At 62.6% G+C, this 26,717-nt stretch carries 23 protein-coding genes and 1 CRISPR repeat array; of the genes, 12 read left to right on the forward strand and 11 right to left on the reverse strand.

The window, feature by feature from the left end; genetic code table 11:
• On the reverse strand, positions 1-606 hold a 606-nt coding region (locus PSRA_RS09205), incomplete at its 3' end, for a GntR family transcriptional regulator (protein WP_158216350.1).
• Between the two features lie 323 nt (positions 607-929).
• Here PSRA_RS09205 and pdxS point away from each other — a divergent pair.
• Together pdxS and pdxT are read left to right on the forward strand one after the other, a co-directional pair.
• Positions 930-1,856 carry a pyridoxal 5'-phosphate synthase lyase subunit PdxS gene (gene pdxS / locus PSRA_RS06465; RefSeq protein ID WP_169712485.1) on the forward strand — a complete coding sequence of 309 codons (927 nt, stop codon included), beginning with the start codon at positions 930-932 and terminating at the stop codon, positions 1,854-1,856.
• A gap of 1 nt (position 1,857) precedes the next feature.
• Positions 1,858-2,496, forward strand: coding sequence for a pyridoxal 5'-phosphate synthase glutaminase subunit PdxT (pdxT, locus tag PSRA_RS06470; RefSeq protein WP_094661092.1), 639 nt, complete (start codon positions 1,858-1,860; stop codon positions 2,494-2,496).
• Positions 2,497-2,748: 252 nt separating this feature from the next.
• On the opposite strand, the gene PSRA_RS06475 is transcribed toward pdxT, so the two are convergent.
• The 3 genes from PSRA_RS06475 to PSRA_RS06485 form a co-directional block, all read right to left on the reverse strand.
• On the reverse strand, positions 2,749-3,705 hold the full coding sequence (locus PSRA_RS06475) for a DMT family transporter (protein ID WP_094661093.1): 957 nt from the start codon (positions 3,703-3,705) through the stop codon (positions 2,749-2,751).
• Positions 3,705-5,246 carry a glycosyltransferase family 2 protein gene (locus PSRA_RS06480; protein ID WP_158216351.1) on the reverse strand — a complete coding sequence of 514 codons (1,542 nt, stop codon included), beginning with the start codon at positions 5,244-5,246 and terminating at the stop codon, positions 3,705-3,707. Before PSRA_RS06480 ends, PSRA_RS06475 begins: the two co-directional genes overlap by 1 nt.
• A gap of 92 nt (positions 5,247-5,338) precedes the next feature.
• Entirely contained in the window at positions 5,339-6,496 is a 1,158-nt protein-coding gene (locus PSRA_RS06485; protein WP_158216352.1) for a glycoside hydrolase family 5 protein, read from the reverse strand.
• A 247-nt stretch (positions 6,497-6,743) separates the two neighbouring features.
• Between PSRA_RS06485 and PSRA_RS06490 the strand changes: the two genes are divergently transcribed.
• Positions 6,744-7,307: an NAD-dependent epimerase/dehydratase family protein gene (locus PSRA_RS06490; protein ID WP_094661096.1), complete on the forward strand. Its 564-nt coding sequence runs from the start codon at positions 6,744-6,746 to the stop codon at positions 7,305-7,307.
• 51 nt (positions 7,308-7,358) lie between these two features.
• Here PSRA_RS06490 and PSRA_RS06495 read toward each other — a convergent pair whose 3' ends face one another.
• Both PSRA_RS06495 and asd read right to left on the reverse strand, forming a co-directional pair.
• A complete protein-coding gene (locus PSRA_RS06495; RefSeq protein ID WP_158216353.1) occupies positions 7,359-7,940 on the reverse strand; it encodes a GNAT family N-acetyltransferase in 582 nt (193 codons plus the stop codon).
• A gap of 220 nt (positions 7,941-8,160) precedes the next feature.
• Positions 8,161-9,249: an aspartate-semialdehyde dehydrogenase gene (gene asd / locus PSRA_RS06500; RefSeq protein WP_094661098.1), complete on the reverse strand. Its 1,089-nt coding sequence runs from the start codon at positions 9,247-9,249 to the stop codon at positions 8,161-8,163.
• Positions 9,250-9,869: 620 nt separating this feature from the next.
• Between asd and PSRA_RS06505 the strand changes: the two genes are divergently transcribed.
• From PSRA_RS06505 to nrdF, 4 genes are all read left to right on the forward strand, one after another.
• Positions 9,870-10,148 (forward strand): glutaredoxin domain-containing protein, encoded by a 279-nt coding sequence (locus tag PSRA_RS06505; protein ID WP_094661099.1) that lies wholly within the window; start codon positions 9,870-9,872, stop codon positions 10,146-10,148.
• Between the two features lie 89 nt (positions 10,149-10,237).
• Positions 10,238-10,720 (forward strand): class Ib ribonucleoside-diphosphate reductase assembly flavoprotein NrdI, encoded by a 483-nt coding sequence (nrdI, locus tag PSRA_RS06510; protein WP_094661111.1) that lies wholly within the window; start codon positions 10,238-10,240, stop codon positions 10,718-10,720.
• Between the two features lie 55 nt (positions 10,721-10,775).
• Positions 10,776-12,959 carry a class 1b ribonucleoside-diphosphate reductase subunit alpha gene (nrdE, locus tag PSRA_RS06515; protein WP_094661100.1) on the forward strand — a complete coding sequence of 728 codons (2,184 nt, stop codon included), beginning with the start codon at positions 10,776-10,778 and terminating at the stop codon, positions 12,957-12,959.
• 180 nt (positions 12,960-13,139) lie between these two features.
• Entirely contained in the window at positions 13,140-14,135 is a 996-nt protein-coding gene (gene nrdF / locus PSRA_RS06520) for a class 1b ribonucleoside-diphosphate reductase subunit beta (protein ID WP_211280502.1), read from the forward strand.
• A gap of 149 nt (positions 14,136-14,284) precedes the next feature.
• Here nrdF and PSRA_RS09680 read toward each other — a convergent pair whose 3' ends face one another.
• The 5 genes from PSRA_RS09680 to PSRA_RS06545 form a co-directional block, all read right to left on the reverse strand.
• The gene (locus tag PSRA_RS09680; protein ID WP_275542333.1) at positions 14,285-14,923 is read right to left on the reverse strand and encodes a type II secretion system protein; all 639 of its coding nucleotides are present in this window, start codon (positions 14,921-14,923) and stop codon (positions 14,285-14,287) included.
• A 169-nt stretch (positions 14,924-15,092) separates the two neighbouring features.
• Entirely contained in the window at positions 15,093-15,698 is a 606-nt protein-coding gene (locus PSRA_RS06530) for a GNAT family N-acetyltransferase (RefSeq protein WP_094661102.1), read from the reverse strand.
• A 297-nt stretch (positions 15,699-15,995) separates the two neighbouring features.
• Entirely contained in the window at positions 15,996-18,491 is a 2,496-nt protein-coding gene (locus PSRA_RS06535) for a phosphoketolase (RefSeq protein ID WP_094661103.1), read from the reverse strand.
• Between the two features lie 306 nt (positions 18,492-18,797).
• The gene (gene guaA, locus PSRA_RS06540) at positions 18,798-20,360 is read right to left on the reverse strand and encodes a glutamine-hydrolyzing GMP synthase (protein WP_094661104.1); all 1,563 of its coding nucleotides are present in this window, start codon (positions 20,358-20,360) and stop codon (positions 18,798-18,800) included.
• Positions 20,361-20,536: 176 nt separating this feature from the next.
• Positions 20,537-21,529, reverse strand: a complete 993-nt coding sequence (locus PSRA_RS06545) for a 3-hydroxyacyl-CoA dehydrogenase family protein (protein WP_094661105.1) — start codon at positions 21,527-21,529, stop codon at positions 20,537-20,539.
• Positions 21,530-21,982: 453 nt separating this feature from the next.
• On the opposite strand from PSRA_RS06545, the gene PSRA_RS06550 reads away from it, so the two are divergent.
• From PSRA_RS06550 to PSRA_RS09800, 5 genes are all read left to right on the forward strand, one after another.
• Positions 21,983-23,239, forward strand: coding sequence for a chloride channel protein (locus tag PSRA_RS06550; protein ID WP_158216354.1), 1,257 nt, complete (start codon positions 21,983-21,985; stop codon positions 23,237-23,239).
• Between the two features lie 188 nt (positions 23,240-23,427).
• A complete protein-coding gene (locus PSRA_RS06555) occupies positions 23,428-24,345 on the forward strand; it encodes an ADP-ribosylglycohydrolase family protein (protein ID WP_094661107.1) in 918 nt (305 codons plus the stop codon).
• On the forward strand, positions 24,342-24,605 hold the full coding sequence (locus tag PSRA_RS09210; protein WP_143516376.1) for a hypothetical protein: 264 nt from the start codon (positions 24,342-24,344) through the stop codon (positions 24,603-24,605). The genes PSRA_RS06555 and PSRA_RS09210 overlap by 4 nt, the downstream gene beginning before the upstream one ends.
• Positions 24,606-24,917: 312 nt before the next feature.
• Entirely contained in the window at positions 24,918-25,136 is a 219-nt protein-coding gene (locus PSRA_RS09215; RefSeq protein ID WP_143516377.1) for a hypothetical protein, read from the forward strand.
• A 54-nt stretch (positions 25,137-25,190) separates the two neighbouring features.
• Positions 25,191-25,553 carry a chloride channel protein gene (locus tag PSRA_RS09800; RefSeq protein ID WP_143516378.1) on the forward strand — a complete coding sequence of 121 codons (363 nt, stop codon included), beginning with the start codon at positions 25,191-25,193 and terminating at the stop codon, positions 25,551-25,553.
• Positions 25,554-25,905: 352 nt separating this feature from the next.
• Positions 25,906-26,715: direct repeats of the CRISPR family, unit length 36 nt; unit sequence GCTGAGAATTAGCATCCTTCCTTTTTGATAAACTTG.
• The last annotated feature ends 2 nt before the right edge of the window (positions 26,716-26,717 follow it).

Below are 26,717 nucleotides of genomic sequence, written 5' to 3' on the forward strand. Positions count from 1 at the left end.
GCAGCCGGGGTCCACGTCCATGCCGCGCACCGCCGACAGGTGGGCGGCGATGGCGCGGCGCAGGCGTAGCGATCCCTGCGAGGGCTGGGGCGCATAGAGCTCGCGGTCGCTTTCCTGCGCCAGCGTGGCCTTCAGCGCCTTGCTCCACAGACCCGAGGCCACGCCTGGGTTCGACACCGGCCAGGAGAAATCCGCCACCAGGGACGAGGCCGGATCCGTCGCGGGCGAGGCGGATGACGCAGCGACGGACGGAACGGTGGGCGCGCTGGAGCCGACACGCGCACCGGAGCCGGCGTGCGCCACCCGGACGAGGTCATGGTCCGCGACACTCCTGACAATCGAGGCATGTCGCGCCGCACCCGGCAGACGCGACACAAAATACCCGCGGCGCTGACGCGACTGGATATACCCTTCGGCGGCCAGCTGGGCATAGGCCTTCTCCACGGTGATGACGCTCACCCCGGCATCGGCGGCGAGGGCGCGCTTGGACGGCAGGCGGTCGCCCGGGTCGACGGCGCCGCGTTCGATATCCGCGCGGATGCAACGGTACAGGTACTCGTACAGTCCGCATGACCCGCGTCTGGTCATATCGTAATGAAAAGCCATTCGCACCTCCGTGGCGACCCTCGCCGTCACCAATCCGTAACAATCCCGGAGCCGTTGGGGCTCCGGCGCTTCCTGCATGCCGCGACCCGCGCGACACACCGAGTCTGGTCTTATCGTAAACCGCCTTCTGATCATGTTCTGGTCTTATACATCGCGCCGTTTTCGCCGGAAGAAGGGTCGCGCGACCGGCGCTCCCTCCGTAGTCTCTCGAATCGTTGCATCTCGAATCGTCGCAGTCGCGCGAGCCCCTCGCGCGATGCCGATGTCACAAGCCGCGCGAGCCCCCGCACATCCACGGGAGTCGCGCCCACGAAAGGAGCCCCATGACCAGCGAAACCACAACCGACACGGCAGCATCCCAGGACACTCCGGAGACCGGCCCCGAGCGCATCAACCTCAACCGCCAGCTGGCCCAGATGCTCAAGGGCGGCGTCATCATGGACGTCACCACCCCCGAGCAGGCGAAGATCGCCGAGGACGCCGGCGCCTGCGCCGTCATGGCCCTCGAGCGCATCCCCGCCGACATCCGCGCCGCCGGCGGCGTGTCGCGCATGTCGGACCCGGCCATGATCAAGGGCATCCAGCGCGCCGTGTCGATCCCGGTCATGGCGAAGGTGCGCATCGGTCACATCGCCGAGGCCCGCATCCTGCAGGCCATCGACATCGACTACATCGACGAATCCGAGGTCCTCTCCCCCGCTGACGACGTGTACCACATCGACAAGCGCCAGTTCAAGGTGCCGTTCGTGTGCGGCGCGAAGAACCTCGGCGAGGCGCTGCGCCGCATCGCCGAAGGCGCCACCATGATCCGCACGAAGGGCGAGCCGGGCACCGGCGACGTGATCCAGGCCGTGCGCCACATGCGCACGATGAACCGCCAGATCCACGAGCTCACCGCCCTGCGCGACGACGAGGTGTACGAGGCCGCCAAGAAGCTCGAGGTTCCCTACGACCTCGCCAAGTACGTGCATGACAACGGCCGCCTGCCCGTCGTGAACTTCGCGGCCGGCGGCGTGGCGACGCCGGCCGACGCGGCCCTCATGATGGAGCTGGGCGCCGAGGGCGTGTTCGTCGGCTCCGGCATCTTCAAGTCCGGCGACCCGGCCAAGCGCGCCGCCGCCATCGTCAAGGCCACCGCGAACTGGCAGGACGCCGACCTGCTCGCCTCCCTCAGCGAGAACCTCGGCGAGGCCATGGTGGGCATCAACGAGGACGAGATCAAGACGATCATGGCCGCGAGGGGCGAGTGACATGGTCGTCGCGGTTCAGTACATCAGCAAGGAACGCGGCGGCGACCAGTCGCGCGGCGTGACCGGAATCCTAGCCGTCCAGGGCGCGTTCGCGGAGCACGCCGCCATGCTCGACCGCCTCGGTGCCCCGTGGCGCCTGCTGCGCGCGGCCGACGATTTCGACGATTCCATCGCCCGCGTGATTCTTCCCGGCGGCGAGAGCACGGCGCAGTCCAAGCTGTTGCATTCCAGCGGCCTGTTCGACCCGATTGCCGCGCATATCAAGGCCGGCAAGCCGGTGCTCGGCACCTGCGCGGGGCTGATTCTGCTCGCCGAACATGTCGAGACCGCCGACGGCGACACGATCACCGACCGGCATGACGGCCCGTATTTCGCCACGCTGCCCGTGCACGTGCGGCGCAACGCGTACGGCCGCCAGCTGGGCAGCTTCCACACGACGGCCCCGTTCGAGGGCATCGGGACCATTCCGATGACATTCATCCGCGCGCCGTTCATCACCTCCGTCGATGACGGCGCCGAGACTCTCGCCACGGTGGACGGCCATGTGGTGGCGGCCCGCTCGGGCAACCAGATCGGCATCTCCTTCCACCCGGAGCTTGACTCCGACACGCGCCTGCACGAGGCGTTCCTCGCCCTGTAGGCCCCGGTATCCGGCGCAACGCGTTCAAAGGAAAAACGATGGCGGCGGCAGCGTTTCCACGCTCCGCCGCCTTTGGCATATGCGCAGGAGAAAGGAGCACCATGTCTTTCGAAACCGCTTCCGACGCCACGGATCTCGAGATCCTCGACTGGACCGAGAATGAAGATCTCCTCGCCCGCCCAGTTCTCGACGCGCTGCGCGGGCTGCCGCCCGAATGCATCATCGGCGTGACCCGCAACACCGACCGCGCCGTCACATCTCGCCAAGCGCCACGAGCACGATTCCCAGCCCGATGGCGCCCACGCCGGCGATGCGCCAGCCGTCCATGCGCACGCGCGGGGTGCGCATGAGGCCGAAGGCGTCGATGACCATGCCACCGCCCAGCTGCCCCAGCATCTGGCACGTGACCATCAGCCCCACGCCGATGACGGGAGTGGACCGGACGGCGAGTATCACGATGGCCATGCCGTATACGCCGCCGGTATACTGCCACGGGCTCGTCCCCCGCAGGTCCTGCGCCGGCGGCAGAAGGCGCTCCCCGTGCATGCGGGAGGTGACGACGCCGACGACGAGCGCCAGAGCGAGTCCCACCGTGAAGTTGACCAGCGGCGCCTCGAGCGAGCCGACACGCCGCACGAGGGCGGCGTTCGTCGGCGACTGGATGGCGCTGAGCACCCCGGAGCAGAACACGAGCGCGAGCAGGCGCAGCGCCGCGCCGTCCACGCGGAACGGGGCGTCGGCCTGCCCTCCCAGACCTTTCTGCAGCCTCTGCCGGCTGATATACACGAACACGATTCCCACAAGCGTGGCCAGGCAGCCGAGCACGCGCAGCGCGTCAAGGGGCTGGCGCTGCGTCTCGAACCACCCGAAGACGTCTATGACCATGCCGCCGCTCACCTGCCCCAGCATGACGGCCGTCAGCGTCAGCGCCACCCCCAGCACCGGAGTGGCCGTGGCCACGGCGAGCACGACCGCAATACCGTAGAACCCACCCAGGAACTGCCACCACGGGACGACCGCCAGCTGCGTGAGGTCACCGGTGCCGAACAGAGCCACCGCGAGCACAAGCAGGATCTCTCCGCCGAGGAAGTTCACGATGGTGGCACGGTGTGCGCCGATGCGCGTTCCCAGCGAGCCGTTCGTCGGACTTTGCAGGGCCATGGCCAGGCCGGCGCCCGAGGCCATGGCGATCGCCGCACCCTCGCCCATCACAGCATCGCCCCGGTTCCCCGCACCGTGGCATCCGTCGCATCCACGGCATCCACGGCATCCGTCGGTTCCCGCATCGGTTCCGCCGATCCCTCCTCTTGCCCGGCGCTCTGGCGTGCCTCAAGCCTTGCGGCCTTCGCCGCGGCCTTGGCTTCCTGCTTGGCGATTTTCGCGGCCTGCTTCGCCTCGCGTTTCGCGGCCTTGCGCTCGGCCTCCTCCTGCCGTTCGGCGTCCTTCGTGGAGCGCACCAGCGCCTTCGTGGTCCGTCCGAGCGCGTCGGCCATCACATCGTAGACATGCCGCCATGCGGTGTCGTCAAGGGCGAACAAGCTCTGGAAATCGTCACGCGCATGGTCGATGGCAAAGGCGACGCGCCGGCCCTTCTCGGTAAACTCCACGCTCGGCTCATTGGCGCTGATCCAGGTGACGTCGATCCAGCCGCCCATGTCGAGGCGCTGCAGATCGAGCATCGTGGCGGGGCGCGGCTGGCCGATGAAATCGCTCAGCGCCGTCATGTCGACGGAGCCCCGGCCGTAATGAAGGTAGGCCAGGATGCGCACCTGGCGCAGCGGCAGGTCGGTTTGCTCGGCCACGCGGTCGAGGTAACGCTCGAGGATGCGCACGGCGTAGTACGTGCCGAGGAAGGGGTTCGCCTCCATGCCGTCGGGGACGTAGGCAAGCACGCGCTCGTCGCCCAGCTTCATGGTGCCGGGCATGACGGAGATGGCCGCGTCGTCGGTGGCGAAGGAGACGAGGTAGCGGTACACGTCGGCACGGCGGCGCTTGTATTCGTCCTCGTCGAACACGTCCTTGTAGAAGTCGCGGTAGTACTGCAGCACGGTGCGCTTCATGCGCACCGTGTCGGACACGTCGTTGCGCGAGACGAGGGAACCTTCGGTCTTCACGTAGTAGTAGATCGGCGAATGCAGCGGGAACACGGTGCGGGCGTGAAGCACGTACTCGAGGTTGAAGATGAAGTCCTCGCACCAGTCCAGGCGCTCGTCCATGCGCACTTGGTAGCTTTCGATGATGTCGCGCCGGTACAGCTTGTTCCAGATGACGCCGTAGTAGAAGTCGGCGGGGCTTTTCATCATCTCGTCGGCGTATTCCTCGCGGGTCATCAGCGTCTGGCGCTGCGCCATCTGGCCTTTGACGGCCACGTCGTCGCCCACCACGCGGTAGAAGTCGGCGATGACCATGTCGGCGCCGTTCTCCTCGCCGGCGCGCACAAGAAGCTTCGTGGCGTCCTCGGTGATCCAGTCGTCGGCGTCGAGGAACTGGATCCAGCGTCCGTGGGCTTGGCCGAGGGCGAAGTTGCGGGTGGCCGACACGCCGGAGTTCCGGCGGTGCCAGACCGTGACGCGCGGGTCTGCGGCGGCGTAGGCGTCGAGGATGGCGGGACTGGAGTCGGTGCTGCCGTCGTCGACGAGCAGCACCTCCACGTCGCGGTATTCCTGCCCGAGAATCGAGTCGACGCACCGCCGGATGCCTTTCTCGGCGTTGTAGACGGGCACGATGATGCTGACGTTCGGCTGTTGCATGTCTCCTCCTTGCCTGTTCCATCGTAAGCCGGCCGGTGCCATCGTGCACCGCGCCGCCGAAACACACCGTCATCCCCGCGATCAGAACACAATCAGAACGCGCGGGGCAGCCACCCGTGCATCTGCGCGCGCCGGAAGTCCCAGCATTCCTTCCACATCGCGTCCGGCGCGGTGTGCTGGGATGGCTCGAGCTTCCAGCTCCAATACACCCACCCCGAGCATGCGGCGAAGCATTCGAGCTGCATGCGCGTGACGAGGGCGAAGCGCCGCTGCTGCTCGTCATCGAACTCGTCGTCCGTCAGTTCGCCGCGGTCGAGGTCCTTCGCCCAGTCGTTCTCCACGCACCATTCGCCCACGATCACGGGCACATGCCGCTGCATGTCGCGCAGACGATGGCGTTCGAACGCCAGGATCAGCCGATACGCGAGCGGATTGTGCATCCTCACCGCGCGTTCGGCGGCGGACAGGTAGATGTGTGCGTCCACATACACGTTCGACATATGGTGCTTGGCGAAGAACGTCTTCCAATGCGCCAGGCGGAAACCGTCATGGAACACGATCGCCTTGTCCGGCGGCAGGCACCGGCGCAGCCGCTTGTAGCATGCCAGATAGTATTGCCGCAGGAACCTCAGCGGCACGTAGGTGGAAATCGCCGCGTCCTTGGGATTGCGCGGCGCATAGCGTTTGCGCGAGGAACGGAACACCGTGTAGCTGATCGGCTCGTTGATCACCTCGATGCCGAACAATCCTTCCCGCGTGCCATACCGGCGCGCCAGACCCTCGAGCACTTCGATGGCCTGCTCGACCTTCTGCGGCTTGAGATGCCAGGTGACTTTGCCGATCACGCCGGAGCTGTCGAAGCCATTTTGCCCGCCGGGCGCGGTGTGCAGGTCGAGGAGCAGCTTGAGTCCGTATTTCTCGCACCAGTCCATCGCCTTGTCGACGTAACGGTAGCATCCGCCCAGCGGCGGTTTCTTCAACAGCACCGTGTAGGGCACGGGCAGGCGCACGAGGTTCAGCCCGCTGGCAGCGATCTGGCGGAAGTCATCCTCGGTGATGTACAGGTCGCGGTGATGCTTGATGCGCTGCTGCAGCCACTCGGAATCGGCTTCGCGCGCCAGTTCGTTCTCGTCGTCGGCGGCAAGACCTTCGAACAGGTGCGGCTCCATCCATTTTTCGAGCACCAGCCAGTTGCCCAGGTTCACGCCATGCCATTGGCGGGGCTGCGACGACTGCGTCCGATTCTTCATGGCTGCCTCTTTTCGTTCTCGCCGTTGGGGTCGTTGCTTCCCGCACCTGCCACCCTGCGCGTGCCTTCTGCCTCCATTATGCAACGCCTGCCATGCGCCGCCGCCAAACATCCTGCTGTGGAACCGTGCCACCGCGGAACCTGTTGCAAAAATCAGCAATCCGAACCTACAGTTAAGTAACTAAGTAACCCGCTGGTGACAGAGGCGGCGTGATGCAACGATTGCGAATGAGAGACGGGAGGAGATCATGCGCAACATCATCATCTTGGGAGGCAACGGATACGTGGGCCGAGAGCTCACGGCGCAGTGGCTGTCACACGATCCGCGCGCCGAGTTCTACATCGTGTCGCGTTCGGGCAAAGGCGCCGTCGACAACCCGCGCGTGCACTCCATCAAGGCGAACGCACGCGATGTCGCCGTCGTCGAATCGCAGCTTCCGAAGGACACCGAGTACACATGCATCGTGGACCTCGTGGGCGACGTGACGAATATGGCACGCAACGTGCAGGCCGCGCGCAGCACCCTCGCCCTCGCGCGGCGCCACGACATCCCCGAGATCGGCTACGTGGCCGGCTGCGTGGGCCCGGCCCGCTTCCGGCACACGAAACGCAGCATCACCGAACATCTGGAACGCTCGAACCGGAAGGTCGTGGTAGTGAATCCATCCGTCATCTACGGCGGCGGGCGCAACGACGCCTACGTCAAGGCCGTGCCCGCTCTGTCCGCGCTCGGGCACGTCTTCCCGCGCCTCATGCCGCGCACCGTCGATGACGTGGCGCACGAGCTGGTTATGGAATTGTCCACGATGTAACCCGCCCGGATGTAACCCGCCCGCGAGGCCCGGAGCCAGGATGCCCCGAGCTCAGTAGCGCGCCATGGCGAAGGGCCTGCCGCCCCGCTCCCCCGACAGCATCGGCCAGCGGTCGCGCGTCAGGCACATCTCGTGGCGCGCATGCTTGCCGGTCGTGGTCGTGACCCACGGCTCGGTCTGTTCGTAGATGAAGTGCAGGCGCTCGAGAACCTTGTGCGCGCGCTCGTTATCGTCGAAATAGCACGCCCACACGGCCACGCAGTCGAGAACCGTGAACGCGCGCTCGATGACGGCCGCCACGGCCTCCTCGGCGAAACGATGCCCCCAATACGGCTCTCCCAGCCAGAAACCCACCTCGGGTTCGGAATCGTCTCGGGTGAACGCGCCGCGGTGGAATTTCAGCGACACCGCGCCGATGATGTCATAGGTGTCCTTCGACACGATGGCGTAGGATTCGGACCCCATGAGCACGTTGCGGATCACCATACGGGTCTCCGCCACATTCGCATGCGGCGCCCAGCCACAGGCAGGGCCGACGACGGGACTCGCCGCCAGCGGATACAGGGCGGGGGCATCGTCGGGAATCCACGGCCGCAGAAGCAACCTGTCGGTTTCCAACACCACGTCTTCCATTTTCCTCCTCCATGGCATTCGTCCCGCATGGGTCACGGCATGGCTCCATGCGGCACGATGCGTCGCCTAGCCGTCGCATGGCAAAGCCCGCCGGCGCGCCATTGTCTGGCGCAACTCCGGCGGGCACATGGCCGCCCCGCGCAAAGCCCCGGAAACGGGGTCGGGACGGCTTTGCGAATGCGGCCGCCGCGTCACATCGTAGCAGCCGGCACGGCAATCATCACTTCTTGGTGATGTAACCGATCGCCTTGAGCATCTCGGCGCTTTCGAGCGCGCCGCCGGCGGCGCCGCGCAGCGTGTTGTGCGCCAGGCCGACGAACTTCCAGTCGAAGATGGAATCCTCACGCAGACGGCCGATGGTGATGCCCATGCCGCCTTCGTAATCCACGTCGAGCTTGACCTGCGGACGGTCGGGTTCCGTGCGGTACTGGATGAACTGCTTGGGGGCGTGCGGCAGGCCGAGGCGCTGCGGTTCGCCGGAGAAGCTTTCGAGCTTCTCGATGAGCTGCTCCTTCGTGGGCTTCTTGGCGAAGTTCACGAACACGGTGGCGGTGTGGCCGTTGAGCACGGGCACGCGGATGCACTGCGAGGTGATGCGCAGGCCGTTGTCGAGCTTGACGATCTTGCCGTCCTCGATGTGGCCGAACACCTTGAGCGGCTCCTGCTCGGACTTTTCCTCTTCGCCGGAGATGAAGGGGATGATGTTGCCGATCATCTCAGGCCAGTCCTTGAACGTCTTGCCGGCGCCGGAGATGGCCTGGTAGGTGCTCACGACGACCTCGCGCGGCTCGAATTCCATCCACGCGGCCAGGCACGGGGTGTAGGCCTGGATGGAGCAGTTCGGCTTGACGGCGATGAAACCGCGGGTGGTGCCCAGGCGCTTGCGCTGGTCCTTGATGACCTCGTAGTGCTGCGGGTTGATCTCGGGGATGACCATCGGCACGTCGGGGGTCCAGCGGTGGGCGGAGTTGTTGGAGACGACCGGCGTCTCGGTCTTGGCGTACTCCTCCTCGATGGCGCGGATCTCGTCCTTGCTCATGTTGACTGCGGAGAAGACAAAATCAACGTCCTTGGCCACGTTCTCGACGTCGGAGACGTCCTTGACGACCATGTTCTTGACGAACTCGGGCATCGGCGTCTCCATCTTCCAACGGTCGCCGACGGCCTCCTCGTACGTCTTGCCGGCGCTGTGCGCGGATGCCGCCACCGTCACGAGCTCGAACCACGGATGGTTCTCCAGAAGCGTCACGAATCGCTGACCAACCATGCCAGTGGCGCCCAGAACGCCGACCTTCAACTTCTCAGACATGTCAACCTCTCACTTGGTGCCGGTCGCCCGGCCACTTCGGATGTCTTTGGCATTGCACGAGGTCGCGGCACGCTTTTGCACAACGCGCGCAGCACCGCACATTCCTCATCATGATACGTTCACCCGTGGGCAGATTCCACGGAATGCCCGTTTTTCGAACCCGGCTCCGTGGTTGCAGCCACTTATGATGCCGTTGCTCTGGGGGCAGGGCGATGACTCGTACGGCATCCATCGTCATCAGACCAGTGCGGGATGCAACAACGTCCGGATGCCGAAACAGCCGACACGCCGCACGCACCTCAACCCACCGCTTCCCGACACGCCGCACACATCGCGGCCGGTTGACGTCCGCAGCGCCGCGAAAGGCATCGCCGCCTCGGCACCGTATGCCACTGTCATCTTTATCACACTCTCCCATGGCTTTGCGAAAGCGACGAAGCGACCGGGAAGCGTTCTCCTGACTGAAATCCACGCACTAGATGTGGGCGTGTCGAGCAGTTTTGACAACACATCTAGTGCATTTCGCTCATCGAGGGGCGGTGTAGCCTGACTATCACCCGCCGCGCACTTCCGCGCGACGCCCACCGATCACGCACCCACCGATCACGCAAGGAGACCACATGGACATCACCGTGTTCGACAAACCGAACTGCCCGCAGTGCGCCGCGACGGAACGCCGTCTCGCGCAGCTGGGCATCGAATTCGACGTCGTGGACCTGAGCCGCAACCCGCAGACCCTGGCACAGCTCGTCGAGGCAGGCTACCGCCAGGCTCCCGTCGTCATCACCCCGTATGCGACGTGGTCCGGCCACCGCCCGGACCTCATCGATGACCTGGCGCAACAACTCGAAGCGCACCGTCTCGAAACCTCCGCCGCACAGCAGAGGCGGATGGCGTGAACGCCATCGATGCCGCACCCCGCCAGCCCGCGTCACCTACGCCGGCCGCACCATCCACCCCAGCCGAGCCGACCACGCCGCTTGCGCCGATCACACGCCCTGAGGCGCCGGCGGAGGGTACGCGCATCGGCGCGGTGGTGTATTTTTCGTCAGCCTCAGGCAACACGGCGCGCTTCATCGCCGGATGCGCCCTGCCCGCCGAGGGAATCGCCGTATACCGCATCCCCCTGCGCCCCGCGGAGGGAGCCCTCGAGGTGCGGGAACCCTATGTGATCGTAGTGCCCACGTATGGCGGGGGCGATGTGGCGAAAGCCCTGCCCCCGCAGGTGCGGCGCTTTCTCAACGATCGGGCGAACCGCCGCTTCTTGCGCGGCGTCATCGCCTCGGGCAATACGAATTTCGGTGACGCGTACTGCGCCGCGGGAGACATCATCGCCCGCCGCTGCCACGTGCCGTTCCTCTACGGATTCGAGCTGACGGGCACGCCCGAGGACCGACGCGCGGTGAGAGTCGGGCTGCGTGATTTCTTCCGCTCCGCCCAAACAGAAAGCAAGCGACAAGGGACAACGTAGCCGCGTAACCGCCTGCCCCGCCCAACCAAGACCATCCCACACCAATGGAGAAACCATGACATCAGCACTGCAAACCCCCGCCGCGATTCCGCCCGCCCCTGCGCCGGACTACCCTGCGCCGGACTACCATGCGCTCAACGCGCTGCTCAACCTGTATGACGAGCACGGCCGCATCCGCTTCGAAGCCGACACCGATGCCGTGCGCGCCTACATGCGCACCGCCGTCGAACCCGCCACGCGTCGCTTCGCCTCCCCACTCGAACGCCTGCGCTTCCTCATCGACAACGACTACTACGACCCCGCCGTCTTCGCCGCCTATTCGGATGAATTCCTCGATTCGTTCTATGCCCGCGCGCATGGCATGGGCTTCGAATTCGAAACCTTCCTCGGCGCGTTCAAGTTCTATGCGTCGTATGCGCTGAAGACCTTCGACGGAACGCAGTATCTCGAGGACTTCCCCGAGCGGTGCGCCGCCGTGGCGCTCGCCTTGGCAGGCGGCGACGAACACGCGGCCATCGGCTATCTCGACGCGATGGTGCAGGGCCGATTCCAGCCGGCGACCCCCACGTTCCTCAACCTCGGCAAGGCTCAACGCGGCGAAGCGGTGAGCTGCTTCCTGCTGCGCGTGGAAGACAACATGGAGTCCATCTCGCGCGGCATCAACGCGGCGTTGCAATTGTCGAAACGAGGCGGCGGCGTGGCGCTGCTGCTGACGAACCTGCGCGAAGCGGGCGCGCCGATCAAGCGCATCGAACACCAGTCGAGCGGCGTGGTGCCGGTCATGAAGCTGCTCGAGGATTCGTTCAGCTACGCCAACCAGCTGGGCGCGCGCCAAGGCGCCGGCGCGGTGTATCTCAACGCACACCATCCTGACATCATGCGATTCCTCGACACGAAGCGCGAGAACGCGGACGAGAAGATCCGCATCAAGTCGCTGGCGCTGGGCGTCGTGATTCCCGATGTGACATTCGAGCTGGCGAAGCGGCGCGAACGCATGGCGCTGTTCAGCCCGTACGACGTGGAGCGCGTGTATGGCGTGCCGTTCGCCGACATCTCGGTGACGGAACGCTACGACGAGATGGTGTCGGACGAGCGCATCCGCAAAACATACATCGACGCGCGCGAATTCTTCATGACCCTGGCGGAACTGCAATTCGAATCAGGTTACCCCTACATGCTGTTCGAAGACACGGTGAACCGCGCGAACCCCATCCACGGACGGGTGACGATGAGCAACCTGTGCTCCGAAATCTTGCAAGTGCAGGAGCCGAGCACCTACCGGGAGGACCTCGGCTACGAGCATGTGGGGCGCGACATCTCATGCAACCTGGGGTCACTCAACATCGCGAAGGCGATGGACGGGGGCCTCGCGGGCAGCGTCGAGACAGCGGTGCGTGCACTGACCGCAGTGAGTGACACCACGAGTCTGGACTGCGTGCCTTCCATCCGCCGCGGCAACGAAGAAAGCCATGCCATCGGTCTGGGTCAGATGAACCTGCACGGGTTCCTGGGGCGCGAAGGACTGCGCTATGGCAGCGAGGAGGCACTGGATTTCACCGACATGTATTTCATGACGGTGGCCTACCATGCGTACCGCACGTCCCATGCCATCGCGGCCGAACGCGGCGTGCGTTTCGCAGGTTTTTCCGACAGCGCGTATGCGAGGCCGGCGGGCGAGGGCAATTACTTTGACCGGTACGTGAACGGCATGTACCGCACCGAGCCGCGCACCGATGCCGTGCGGGCAATCTTCGACCGTCTTGGCGTGGCGATTCCCTCGGCGCAGGACTGGCGCGCCCTGCAAGAGCAGGTGCTGCGCGACGGCATCTACAACGCTTACCTGCAGGCGGTGCCGCCGACCGGGTCGATCTCGTACATCAACCATTCGACGAGCTCGATCCATCCCGTCGCCGCACGCATCGAGATCCGCAAGGAAGGCAAGACCGGCCGCGTCTACTACCCCGCGCCATACATGACCAACGACAACCTCGGCATGTTCGAGGACGCCTACACGATCGGTTGGAAGGCGATCATCGACACCTACGCCGAAGCCACGAAACACGTGGACCAGGGGCTGTCCCTCACGCTGTTCTTCCCCGACACCGCCACGACGCGCGACCTCAACAAGGCGCAGATCTATGCGTGGCGCAAGGGAATCAAGACGCTGTATTACATCCGCATCCGCCAGCAGGCGCTCGAAGGCACGGACGTCGAAGGGTGCGTCAGCTGCATGCTGTGAGACATGCGGTCGCCCAATCCTTGCCATCGACAATTCCGTCGCCGAAAGCCACATCACCGAAACCAGTCACCGAACATCCCTGCGAACCGAAGGACCATCATGACCGACACCACACCAATCCCCACCGCACCCATGCCGGCAGCCGCACGCCGCACCGTCCGCATCGCAGACGAAGCGACCATGGCCGCCTCGATCACCCCGGCGCAATACCGCTATCATCATGGCGCCCGCGTGCGACCAGTCAACTGGAACCGCATCATTGACGACAAGGATCTCGAGGTATGGAACCGCCTCGTCGCCAACTTCTGGCTGCCCGAAAAAGTGCCGCTGTCAAACGACACCGCTGACTGGCGAGCCTTGAGCGAACGCGAGCGCACCACCACCGTGCGCGTATTCACCGGCCTCACGCTGCTCGACACCACGCAGGCCACCATCGGCGAAATCTGCCAGATCGAGCATGCGCGCACCGAGCATGAGCAGGCTGTGTACACGAACATCGCGTTCATGCAATCCATCCACGCACGCTCGTATTCGTCGATTTTCTCCACGCTGTGCTCCAGCGAGCAAATCGATCAGGCGTACCGCTGGGCGGTGGGCAACGACATCCTGCAGGAGCGCGTTGATACCGTGCTCGAGCAGTACGAGAGCGATGACCCGCTCAAGCGCAAGGTCGCCGCGACACTGCTGTCGTCGCTGCTGCTGTATGCGGGGTTCTATCTGCCGTTGCATTTCGCGGCGCGCGGCACGATGATGAACACCGCGGACATGATTCGCCTGATTCTGCGCGACAAGGCGATCCACGGGTATTATTCGGGCTACAAATTCCAGCGCGGCCTCGAGCTGCGCAGCGCCGAGGACCAGCGGATGCTGCGCGATTTCACGAACGGTCTGCTCGACCGTCTCTACGAATTGGAGATCGAGTACTCCGCGGACGTGTATGCAGGCTTTGACTTCATGCCGGATGTGTTTGCGTTCGTGCGATACAACGCCAACAAGGCACTGATGAACCTCGGGTATCCTACGCGGTTTGCCGCGGAGGAGACGCACGTGAGTCCGGAAATCCTTGCAGCGCTCTCACCGTCTGCAAATGAAAACCACGACTTTTTCTCCGGCTCGGGGTCGTCCTACGTCATGGGCAAGGCAGAGGAGACAGACGACGACGATTGGGATTTCTAGGGTGCTGAGCGCGTTTACACAGTGAATGAGCACGGCAGGTCATAAAACGGACGGTGCGCCGGAGCAAACAACTCCAGCGCACCGTCCCTCTACACACTCAAACCCTCTACTCGGATGGGAGAGAGACCGTCAAGCCTGCCTCTCCGTCATCATGCGCTGGGCGCACCGTAACGCTGTTCGATTGGACATTTAGTAAGTGGGGCTTTGTGCCACGGTCTCCTGTGCCCGTTACCAGCGGGATTCCACTGCATCTGCTCTTGGGTAGACGAGGCAGCGGCAATCTTGTTGGGGTTGTCCTTCTTTAGTACTTGACCAGTCGCCGAATCATACACGTAGTAGACACTCAGATTGTTGCTATTGGTCGTATATATCCGGTAGGTGTTGCCAGTTCCAGTTGTTGCGTAGCACATCGACACGCCTGAGGAAAGCGTAACCGTCGTTTGAGTATGGTTTACTTTGCTGCTGTAGGAATATCTGACGTTGCTCGCTATCTGGTGCTTCTGTGCCCCGGTGCTTGCTGCAACCATGAAATTCGGAGGCAGATTACCGCCGAGTTCAACGCTTGCGTTCTCAATGGAGTCTGCTGCGTGCTTCAAATCGGATTCGGTTGCGCTGTTCCATGCCGCCTTGCGCACATTCAGATATATCGGCACGCTCACGGCCGCAAGGATGCCAATGATAATCACCACGACGAGCAACTCGACGAGCGTAAAACCCGATTGCCCACGGCGACGGCGCCCAAGCGACCTATACACACCACGCATGGTTTCACCTCTCTTCCCTCTCATGCACCCGCCCTTGGGCGCACGGAACCACGTCATCGGAGTCGCGCTATCTAGCTGAATCGTTCCGAGTCGTCTCCTGTCTTCGGCTGCATAACCAAAGACCTATAAGTCAATTATAGGACTATTTTAACCATTCCGTTACGCCCCTGATTTATTCAGCGCCCTGGCCTACTTATGCTTCGGGCTTGAGTGCACCGACGGTGTTCGCGACCTCAAGGAAAGGACGCACCGCGGACTGATCCGTCACGTGCTGGCCGATGATGCGCTCCATCCACACCATGTCATACCATGTGCGGAACTTGTAGCCGCACTGTTCAAAGCGTCCCACCATGCGGTAGCCGAGCTTGTGGTGAAAGTCCACCGACGCGTTGCCCAAGTGCTCGTCAGGGTGCTTTGTCACGGCGATGCAAGCCTCCATGTTGGTGATTCCCATCGCTTGCAGGCTCTGAAGGAGTGCATTGTGCAACGCGGTGCCCAAACCGAGGCGGCGCACGTCGTTATCAACGTAAATCGAGGTTTCCACCGCCCAGTCATAGGCGGGACGCGCATGGAAGGGACCGGCGTACGCGTAGCCGAGCAGCGTGCCGTTCGGCGCTTCCGCCACCACCCACGGGTAGAACGACAGCGTGTTGTGGATGCGGGTTGCGAATTCCGAGATGCTCGGCACATCGTATTCAAACGTGATGGCGGTGTCGCGCACATAATGAGCATAGATCACATCAAGCTGGCCGGCGTCGCGCGGGGTGGCGACCCTGATGAAGAAATCCGGTGATGACATGCGTGCGTCCTTCCTCTGGTTCGCTCGGCGGCTGCGGGAGGTTCGAGAGGCTGCGGGAACGGTTGCCACAACTGCCCTTGTGCCTTGTCTCCACCTTATACCACCGCGGCGAGCAGCACGCGAGGCCGTTCCATTGAATTTTTGCACGAAGGCATACACGGCACAGGGCACACGGCACAGGGCACACGGCGAGAGTCGGCAACAGGCACTGGGCATACAAAAAGGGCTCCCGACGAATCGGGAGCCCCCTCAGGCTAGCCAATCAGATGAACTCAATCGGCTGCCGAGCAAGAAACCTTACTCGTTGTCGCCAGCGGTTGCCGCGGTAGCGGTCACAGCGCCAGCAGCCTCGGTCTTGGCCTTGGCCTCGTGCCACACCCAGTCGGTGTACTCCGGCGCATCCTCGCCGTTGTCGCACGCGTACTGGAAGGTGTCGACGCGGTGCTTCTCAAGGTAAGCGATGCGATCGGCGAACTTGTCGGCGTCAATGGCGCGCAGAGCCTCGGCCTCGAGCTCGAAGCGATCGAGATCGTTCACACGCACCATGTCGTACGGCGTGGTCGTGGAGCCCTGCTCCTGGTAGCCGTGCACGATGAAGTTGTCGTGGTTCGGGCGGTTCCAGATGAGGGAACGGATCTCGCGAGCATATGCGTGGTATGCGAACAGAACCGGCTTGTCAGCGGTGAAGAGCTCGGTGAACTCTTCGTCGGAGATGGCCTCGTCGTTGTCCTGAGCGTTCTCGATGGAGAGGAGGTCCACAACGTTGACGACCTTGAACTTGATGCCTTCGGCGTCAAGCTGCTCGGCCGCAGCGAGGGTCTCCTGCACCGGGATGTCACCGCAGGTGGCGAGCACGATGTCGGGCTCTTCGCCGTCCTTGACGTTGGAAGCCCACTTCCACTCGGCAACGCCCTTCTCGAGCTCTGCGCGAGCCTCGTCGAGGGTCAGCCAGGTGGCAGCCGGCTGCTTGCCAGCGATGATGGCGTTGATCTTGTTGGTGGACTTGAAGCACTTCTCGGCAACGGCGAGCAGCATGTTGGCATCGCACGGGAAGTAGATGCCGATCACGTGGTCGTTGTTGAAGTTCTTGTTCAGGAGGATGTCGATGACACCCGGATCCTGGTGCGAGAAGCCGTTGTGATCCTGACGCCACACGTGGGAGCTCACGAGGAGGTTCATGGAGGCGATCGGCTTGCGCCACGGAATCTCACGCACGGTGGCCTCGAGCCACTTGGCGTGCTGGTTGAGCATGGAGTCGATCACGTGCACGAAGGACTCGTAGGAGCTCCAGATGGCGTGGCGGCCGGTGAGGATGTAGCCCTCGACGAAGCCTTCCATCTGATGCTCGGAGAGCTGCTCCGTGACCTGACCGGTGACGGCCATGTGCTCGTCCACGAGGGAGGACAGGTAGCCGGCATCCCACTGCTTGTTCGTCACCTCGTAGGCGGCGCCGAGACGGTTGGACGCGGTCTCGTCCGGTCCGAAGATACGGAACGAATCCGGGTTGAGCTTGATGATGTCGCGGGTGTAGTAGCCAAGGACGCGCGTAGCTTCCTTGCCGCCCTTCATGCCGCCCCAGCCGTGGCCGTACTTCTTGACCTCGGTGACCTCGTAGTCCTCGAGCTTCGGGAGCTTGAGGTCCTGGCGGATCAGGCCGCCGTTGGCATTCGGGTTGGCGCCGATGCGCAGCTCGCCCTTCGGCATGAAGGAGATGACGTCTTCCTTGATGGAACCGTCCTCGTTGAAGAGCTCCTCCGGCTTGTAGGACTCGAGCCAGCCCTTGAGCACCTGGAAGTGCTCCTCGGTGTCGCGGGCGGAAGCGAGCGGCACCTGGTGAGCGCGCCAGGAGCCCTCGGTCTTCTTGCCGTCGATGAACTTCGGGCAGGTCCAGCCCTTCGGCGTGCGGAAGATGATCATCGGGTAGAACGGACGATCCACGTCGTTCGTCTGCGCGGTGGCCTTGATGTCGCAGATCTCGTCCCAAATGGACTCGAACAGATCAGCGAAGCGACGGTGGATGGACATGTGGTCCTCGTCGTCGAAGCCGGCGACGAACTCGTACGGCTCATAGCCCATGCCGTGGAAGAACTCGTGGAGCTCTTCGTCGGAGATGCGGGACAGGATGGTCGGGTTGGCGATCTTGTAGCCGTTGAGGTGCAGGATCGGCAGCACGATGCCGTCGGTGCGCGGGTTCACGAGCTTGTTGGACTGCCAGCCGGTGGCCAGCGGGCCGGTCTCGGCCTCGCCGTCGCCGACGATGGCCGGCACGAACAGGCTCGGGTTGTTGAAGACGGCGCCGTAAGCGTGGGACAGCGCGTAGCCGAGCTCGCCACCCTCGTGGATGGAGCCCGGGGTCTCCGGAGCGTAGTGGGACGGGATGCCGCCCGGGTAGGAGAACTGACGGAAGAACTTCGCCAGGCCCTTCTCATCGTTGGTGATGTCCGGACGAATCTCGAAGTAGGTGCCGTCCAGGTAGGACTGGGCGGTGCCGGCCGGGCCGCCGTGGCCCGGGCCCATGATGATCACGGTGTTCTGCTGGTGATCGGCGATGAAGCGGTTGATGTGGCCGATGAGGAAGTTCAGGCCCGGGGTGGTGCCCCAGTGGCCGACAAGACGATGCTTGACGTCATCGCGGGTGAACGGCTCCCTCATGAGCGGGTTCTTCAGAAGGTAGATCTGGCCGATGGACAGGTAGTTGGCAGCGCGCCAGTACTTGTCAACGCCTTCGAGAGATTCCTCGGAGACAGCACGGTTCAGCTTCTTCCAAGGTGTGCCAATAACAGGACTCGTCATATGTACTCCTGTAACTTCCTGCACCGCAGTGCGTTTGCTGTTAATTTGTGGGGTCAAGGCGTCCCCGCCTTTTTCCCAACCGCAGTACAGCATACGATGTGCATTCGACTTTTGACGCCTTGCGCGACGCGCCAAAAGCCGCGCCGTTTGTGGAAGTTTCACCATGCGACGGAACCCGCCGCCGCAACGGCGCCCTGCTACGCCTCTCATGCACCGCATCGGAAAACACAGGCTGGCGAAAAACAAAAGCCGTGAGACCTTGTATTCCACAGGTCTCACGGCTCGTGTTTTCACGGCTTCTGCCGCTCACTCCCACTCGATGGTTGCCGGCGGCTTGCTCGTCACGTCGAGCACGACGCGGTTGATGCCGCGGCACTCGTTCGTGATGCGCGTGGAGATGCGCGACAGCACATCGTAGGGCACGCGGCTCCAGTCGGCGGTCATGGCATCCTCGGAGCTGACCGGACGCAGCACAATCGGGTTGCCGTAGGTGCGCGCATCGCCCTGCACGCCCACGGAATGCACGTCGGCGAGCAGCACGACGGGGCACTGCCAGATGTCGCGGTCAAGGCCGGCGGCGGTCAGTTCCTCGCGGGCGATGGCGTCGGCGTCACGCAGCAGGTCGAGGCGTTCGCGCGTGATCTCGCCAATGATGCGGATGCCCAGGCCAGGGCCGGGGAACGGCTGGCGCCACACGATGGCGTCCGGCAGGCCGAGCTTCGTGCCGATGGCGCGCACCTCGTCCTTGAACAGCGAGCGCAGCGGCTCGATGAGCTTGAAGTTGAGGTCCTTGGGAAGGCCGCCGACATTGTGGTGGCTCTTGATGTTGGAGGCACCGTCGCCGCCGCCGGATTCGACGACGTCCGGATACAGCGTGCCTTGCACGAGGAACTTCACTTCCCCGCCCTGCTCGCCGGCCTGCGCCATGACTTCGCGCGTGGATTTCTCGAACGTGCGGATGAACTTCTCGCCGATGATCTTGCGCTTGCGCTCGGGCTCGGTGACGCCCTTGAGCGCGGCGAGGAAGTCGTCGGACGCGTCTTCGGCGATGAGCTTGATGCCGGTTGCTTCGACGAAATCGTGCTTGACCTGCTCGGCCTCGCCCTTGCGCAGCATGCCGTGGTCGACGAACACGCAGGTGAGCTGATCGCCGATGGCCTTGTGCACGAGCGTTGCGGCGACGGCGGAATCCACGCCGCCGGACAGGCCGCAGATCACGTGGGCGTCGCCCACCTGCTCGCGAATCTTGGCGATCTGCTCGTCGATGATCCCTTCGGTGGACCAGTTGCTTTCCAGACCGGCGCACTTGTGGATGAAGTTTTCGATGAGCTGCTGGCCAAGCTCGGTGTGGCGCACCTCGGGGTGCCACTGCACGCCGTAGAGCTTGCGGGATTCGTCTGCCATGGCGGCGACCGGCGCGCCCGGTGTGGTGGCCTGCACGGTGAATCCCTGCGGGGCCTTCGTGACGGCGACGCCGTGGCTCATCCACACGTTCTGCGTGGCGGGCGAGCCGGCGAGGATGCCGGTTGCATCGCTGATCGTGGCCTCGGTGTGGCCGTATTCGCCCAAGGCCGCGCGGTCGACGGTGCCGCCGAGCGCGTATGCCATTGCCTGGAACCCGTAGCAGATGCCGAGCACCGGCACGCCGGCTTCGAACAGCTTGGGATCGACCTGCGGCGCGCCGTCTTCGTACACCGAGGACGGGCCGCCCGACAGGATGATGGCGCTGGGGTGCTTCGCGAGGACTTCCTCCACCGACTTGGAATGAGGAATCAGCTCGGAGTACACGCCGGTCTCACGCACGCGACGCGCGATGAGCTGGGCGTACTGGGCGCCGTAATCGACAACAAGGACGGGACCTTGGGTCATGTAATGCTCCTTGAACTGTGTTCGATGGGCTGGATTGTGGTCTGTGTCGCCACCCGCTCGCTCCAAGCCGAGCAGAAGCCGGGCGGCCAGACCTCTCGTGCCGATTATCCCCGCGGCTTGCGACAACGGCGGGCACGGGGCGGCGGGATGACGAGTGACGGTCAGCGGCGCGGCTCTCAGTTGTCTTCGCCATACAGCGCGTCGTGCACGGCGCGCAGCTTGCGGTCGCGCTCGGCGGTCGCCTGGCGGGCCTTGTCGCCGGAGTAATCGTAGAAGCCCTTGCCGGTCTTGACGCCCAGCTCGCCTGCCTCATAATGCTGCTTGAGCAGGGCGGGCACCTCGTGGGAATCCTCCAGATCCGGCATGAGGTATTCGCTGACATGCTCGAACACGTCGATGCCGCCGAAGTCCAGCGTCTCCAGCGGCCCCAGGCACGACCAGCGGAAGCCAAGTCCGTATTTCATCACGGCGTCGGCGCCTTCAGGCGAGATGATGCCCTTACTCACCATCGAGCACACTTCGCGCACCACGGCCAGCTGGATGCGGTTGGCAGCGAAACCGGGCACGTCTTTCTCGACGATCGCCGGCTTCTTGCCGATGGCGAGCGCCAGGTCATAGATGGTGCGGGCGACGGTGGGGTCGGTCGCGTCGTTTTTGATGATCTCGATGAGCGGGATGAGCGTGGGCGGGTTGAACCAGTGCATGCCTAGGAACCTCCGTGGGCTGGTGACGGCGGTGGCGAGCTTGTTGATGGACAGCCCGGAGGTGTTGGTGACGATGATGGCGTCATGGCGCGCCAAGGGCGAGATCTGGCGGTAGAAGGCGAGCTTGGCGTCGATGTCTTCCACGATGCTTTCGACGATGAGGTCGGCGTCTTCGAACGCGTGGTCGGACGCGCTGTAGTCGATGGAATCGGCGACTTCAGGCGCGATGAGGGTCTTCGCGCGGTCGAGCGCAGGCCAGCGATGATTCCACAACGTGACCTCGTAGCCTTTGCGCGCGAAGATCTCGGCCATCGAGTAACCCATCGTGCCGGCGCCCGCCACGGTGATGCGACGGATGGACGCTGCGGAATCCGAGTGCTGTGCGGTAGCTGACTGCGCCTGTGCGGAATCAGCCGTCTGGGAATCAGTGGTCTGAGAATCAGTGGGAATGGTCGTCTCGTTCATGGGTGTCTCCTTCTACGAAACGCTTCAGCGCGGCTCCCGCGCCGGCAATCGATGCGACCTTGCATCTTGCAGCCATTATAGGTGTCAGCGGCTGCGGAGCAGAGCTCCGCGCCGTCATGTTGGGGTGCGGAACTCTGCCTGCATGGCTCGCGTCTGCACAAAGCCTTGCATCATACCCTGCTGTCGTCGTATGCACCGTATGCACCGTTGGTTCTTCCTTAATGGTCCCTTAAATAATTCACGATTCTGCTGGTTCTTTATGATTGTGACGAAGGCATCATGGCACTATCCGCGCCAGAGAAATGGCCAGGAAGCGGACAGAGGAACACTAGACACCGGAGCGGCATCGTGCACAATAACCAAGAGAATGCAACAAGGCCCGACGCCACACGGCGCAAGCCTGACACAGCACGGCGCGGACAGAAACCACACAAGCCTGCCCGCAGGCGCATCATGGAGGCCGCCGATCGACCGCTGCGCCCTGGCACGCTTGCCGGCGTCATCGCGCTCCTGCTTGTGCTCGCATTCCTCGTGGGCGCCGTGGTGGGCATCGGCACGATCGGCACGCTGCGGCTTTCCGAGCTGCTGCAACGCCTGCTGTGGGATCGTCTGCGTGATGCACTGCCCACTGCCCTGCTGCAGCGAATCAGCCCGGTGGCGCTGGGCATCGTAGGCGGGGCGCTCATCGGTTGGGCGACACAGCGCTTCGGCTACAGCCTGGACACACTGGGGCAGGTGATCGCCAAGGCCAGGGCGACAGGCACCTACCGGCTGCCGAGCGTCGGCAAGTCGCTGGCGCTGTTTGTGCTTCCGATTGCGTTCGGCGGTGCGGTTGGTCCCGAGGCGGGCGTATGCGGGTTCGTAACCGCGGGCGTGTATGCAGGCATCCATGCGCTGCGCCGTTCCGGGCTCGCCGCCGTGCGCAACCCCGACCACGCGCTGAGCGCCGCCATCCGCAGCCTCACAGGAATGCAGGGGCCGGTGGCGCAAGGTGCCGAGCGCCATCCCTTCACCTATGCATATTCCCGCCCTGCTTCGGGCGTGCTGTGGGTGGTCGCAGCCTCCGGATTCGTGCTCGGCATCATGGGCTTCGTCACATGTTTCGGCACAGCCGGTTCCCTGCCTCGTTTCGCGCCAATCGACTACCTGAGCACCAGCACCCGCGACTGGATGTGGGCGCTGGCGGCACTCATCATCGGCTACGCGCTGGCGCAGTTCTCGCTGCTGTGCCACGCCGTGAGCAGCACGATCGCCACCGCCATCGGCGAGCAGCGCCATGTGACGCGCGCGGTGATCGCCGGCGCATTCCTGGGGCTGCTGGCAATCGGACTCCCCGACGTGCTTTTCTCCGGCCAGACCGGCACCGTGGCGCTGCTGGGCAGCTGGCAGCGATCCACGGCGCTGTTCCTCGCGCTCACCTGCGTGGCGAAGCTCGCGGCGACCGCCGTGTGCGTGGCGGGCGGCTGGATCGGCGGCGAGTTCTTCCCCATGATTTTCTGCGGGGTGAGCGCGGGCTATGCGCTGGCGCTGGCAACCGGCTGCGACCCGATGATCGCGGTGGCGTGCATCACCGCCGCCCTCGTGAGCGCTTGCACGCGAAAGCCGGTGCTCACGATCGTCGTGCTCGCGCTGTGCTTCCCGCCCACTACCCTGCCGCTCGTGGCGGTGTGCGCGGTCCTTGCGGCAAAGGCACCGGGGTTGCGGAGATAAGGGATGCAGGCAGTGTAGGGGCACGTCAATCCTTGAACGGCATCGAAAATGAGCATATCCAACGTTTCATGAAGAGCCCTGAACAGGACATGATGATGGCATGTCCACGGACAGGGACGGAAACGTTTTATCATGAAGACACGCCAACGGTTGCATTCATCATTTCCTTCCTTGGATAGGAGAGGTTTATGGTTTCGTTCACATCAAATGACAGCATTGCGAAAGCGCTCATTCTCGGAGGGGCTGTCGGCGATGCATACGGAGCACCGTTCGAAAGCACTTTCCAACGTGGAAAGTTCACCCGTGGAAAGTTCACCCCTTCATGGACAAGCGCCGCCATCACCGGAGGCGGTCTTATCGGACGCGCGCCGAAAGGAACGTGGACCGATGACACAAGCATGACCCTTGCGACGATTGCAAGCCTGAAGGACAATGACGGCAATGTGAACACCGCTGACATGCTTTCCAAATATGCGGAATGGGTCAATGACGGGGCCTATACCATCGATGGCGTATGCATGGATTGCGGTGGGACGACATGTCAGGCAATCGCTCAAAAGCATGGATGCGATGACGAGCGCAGCAACGGCAATGGTTCGCTCATGCGAATCGCCCCGCTTGCGTTGACCGATGCGACCGATGATGAGATCATGCGCATCAGCGCAACGACGCATGCCCATCCCGTTTCGATGCATGCATGCGTGCAATGGGTCCATGCGCTGAGGCTTGTCATCGGCGGGATGGATGCCGCTGGTGCGTTCGCCGAATCCGCCCGTTACATGCGTGCGAACGGCATGGGATCCGTATCGGAACGGTTCGCCCACATCGGGGATTATGACAAAAGCGAAATCAGTGGAAAAGGATATGTCGTGAGCACGATGGAAGCCGCTGCATGGTCTGTTATCAATGCCGACAGCTATGAGCAATCCGTGTTCAACGCATGCTCGCTTGGCGATGACACGGACACCGTGGCATGCATCGCGGGAAGCGTCGCCGGGGTGATTCATGGAATCGGCGGAACGAACGGCATCCCGGAACAGTGGATCCGGGATCTACGGGGCATGGAGCTTATCAACACTGCCATCAATGAAATCGAATCATTATGATGACAGCCAATGCAATCATCATCACTCCCCCTTCTGTGAAACAGGCTGAACATGCCGGCGAAAAACGCAATGGCGGTCATGAAAACACGCATCCTGGCATGCTTGTTTTCATGACCGCCATTGACAGCCGTTCGGATGGAAGGTTTCCGTTCATGTTTCCTGTTTTGTTTTCCGTGAACAGGCCCTCAATGAAATGCCGGGAGATGAACCCTGGCGATGATGTAACGGGAACGCTGGTTGGCTCCGTTGTTCACGGCTGACCCGGCTTCCTGTTGCGAACATGATCCATGGTGGCACGGCATCGCTTGTAGGCATTCTCGCTCATTGCTACGAATGCGATGGCCCCGACGGCGGGAATGATGATATCCCTGAGCCAGGGCCCCGCTTTGCGAGCCGAATCGATGATTCGTTGTTTCATAGTAACCCCCTTATCTATGGTTGTTGGTTTTATTATAAAAATATATGGTCGGCATTTGGCACGATTCCCCTCAATGAAGTGCCGGGAAACAGATTCCGGCAATGCAGCATCCGGTATGACATATGGAAACAAGCATTGAAAGGGACTGATTGAAATGACCGATGGTGAACTGCATGATGTGTTCGGTGTCTGCCCTGTCTGTGGCGCGGAAACCAGCATGGAGCTTGATGACGATGCATACGATCGTTGGGATGAGCTTGACGATGCCCGTCCTGATGTTGACTTCGATGATTATGTCGAGGCTTTCCATGACCAGAATCCCGCTGCGTTCCTGTATGCGGGGTTCTGCAAGGGCCATTCCGACCTCGCATGACATGCCTTCCATGAACCGAAGCCTTTTGGACTGGCCGGAACCCGTCTGCGGACAATGCCTACAAATGTCCGCAGGCGGTTTTGTCATGCCAGTGTCCGCACGGTGAATCTCTGCGGGGCCTTCGTCACGGCGACGCCGTGGCTCATCCACACGTTCTGCGTGGCGGGCGGCTGGATCGGCGGCGAGTTCTTCCCCATGATCTTCTGCGGGGTGAGCGCAGGATATGCGCTGGCGCTGGCAACCGGCTGTGACCCGATGATCGCGGTGGCATGCATCACCGCAGCCCTCGTGAGCGCCTGCACGCGAAAGCCGGTGCTCACGATCGTCGTGCTCGCGCTATGCTTCCCGCCCACTACCCTGCCGCTCGTGGCGGTGTGTGCGGTCCTTGCGGCAAAGGCACCGGGGCTGCGGAAATAGGTGCGGGGGCAGTGTAGGAGGGCATATGCCCTTGGCTCGGTGGTGCACATGTCCCTAGCTCGATGGCCGGTTCGCTACACATGGCAGCAATCGTGGCGCGTACCTCTGGTCAACCCCTCAATGAAGAGCCATGGCATGAATCCCGGCACTTCTATTTAAATAAGCTGCCGTCTCAGACGAAGCAAGGTTCACGAGTTCCTTCTCCCGCTTTCGTGTCATCTGCCCCTTCTTGTGCCCCGCCCGCATCTTTGTCAGAAGCTCAGCGTTTATAGTGTGCTGTCATCCTCCTCTCACCGTTGGCATCCTTCTTCTTTGATAAACTTGCCTTAATAAAGTGCCGGGAAATGAATCCGCTGAGAATTAGCATCCTTCCTTTTTGATAAAGATAAACTTGGCAAGGACGGGTCCGACACGCTCATCTCGCTGAGAATTAGCATCCTTCCTTTTTGATAAACTTGAATAGCAAACTGCGCATATGGAAAACCGGCTGAGAATTAGCATCCTTCCTTTTTGATAAACTTGGGAGCCCGGCAATAACGGCGACCTCCTCGCTGAGAATTAGCATCCTTCCTTTTTGATAAACTTGGTTAACGGCAAAGTGTCCACGATCCAAAGCTGAGAATTAGCATCCTTCCTTTTTGATAAACTTGTATTGCCCGGCTGGATCCACTCACGATAGCTGAGAATTAGCATCCTTCCTTTTTGATAAACTTGTTGAGGGCCTCGCGTATATCGTCCTCGGGCTGAGAATTAGCATCCTTCCTTTTTGATAAACTTGTGGTCGCCACGTCGATTACCGCGCTTGAGCTGAGAATTAGCATCCTTCCTTTTTGATAAACTTGACTCGGACTCGTTCCAGATCCCGGAGGGGCTGAGAATTAGCATCCTTCCTTTTTGATAAACTTGGACCCTGAGCCTCAGGGACGCGTTCCTTGCTGAGAATTAGCATCCTTCCTTTTTGATAAACTTGAAGGAACTGGAGATCGAAGGAAGGGCCTGCTGAGAATTAGCATCCTTCCTTTTTGATAAACTTGTATGGGCGCGTGTAGCGTCGGCGGAAAAGCTGAGAATTAGCATCCTTCCTTTTTGATAAACTTGGGCCGGCGAGAACTATGGACACCAACCAGCTGAGAATTAGCATCCTTCCTTTTTGATAAACTTGAA

This window comes from Pseudoscardovia radai (assembly GCF_002259605.1).
Lineage (GTDB): Bacteria > Actinomycetota > Actinomycetes > Actinomycetales > Bifidobacteriaceae > Pseudoscardovia > Pseudoscardovia radai.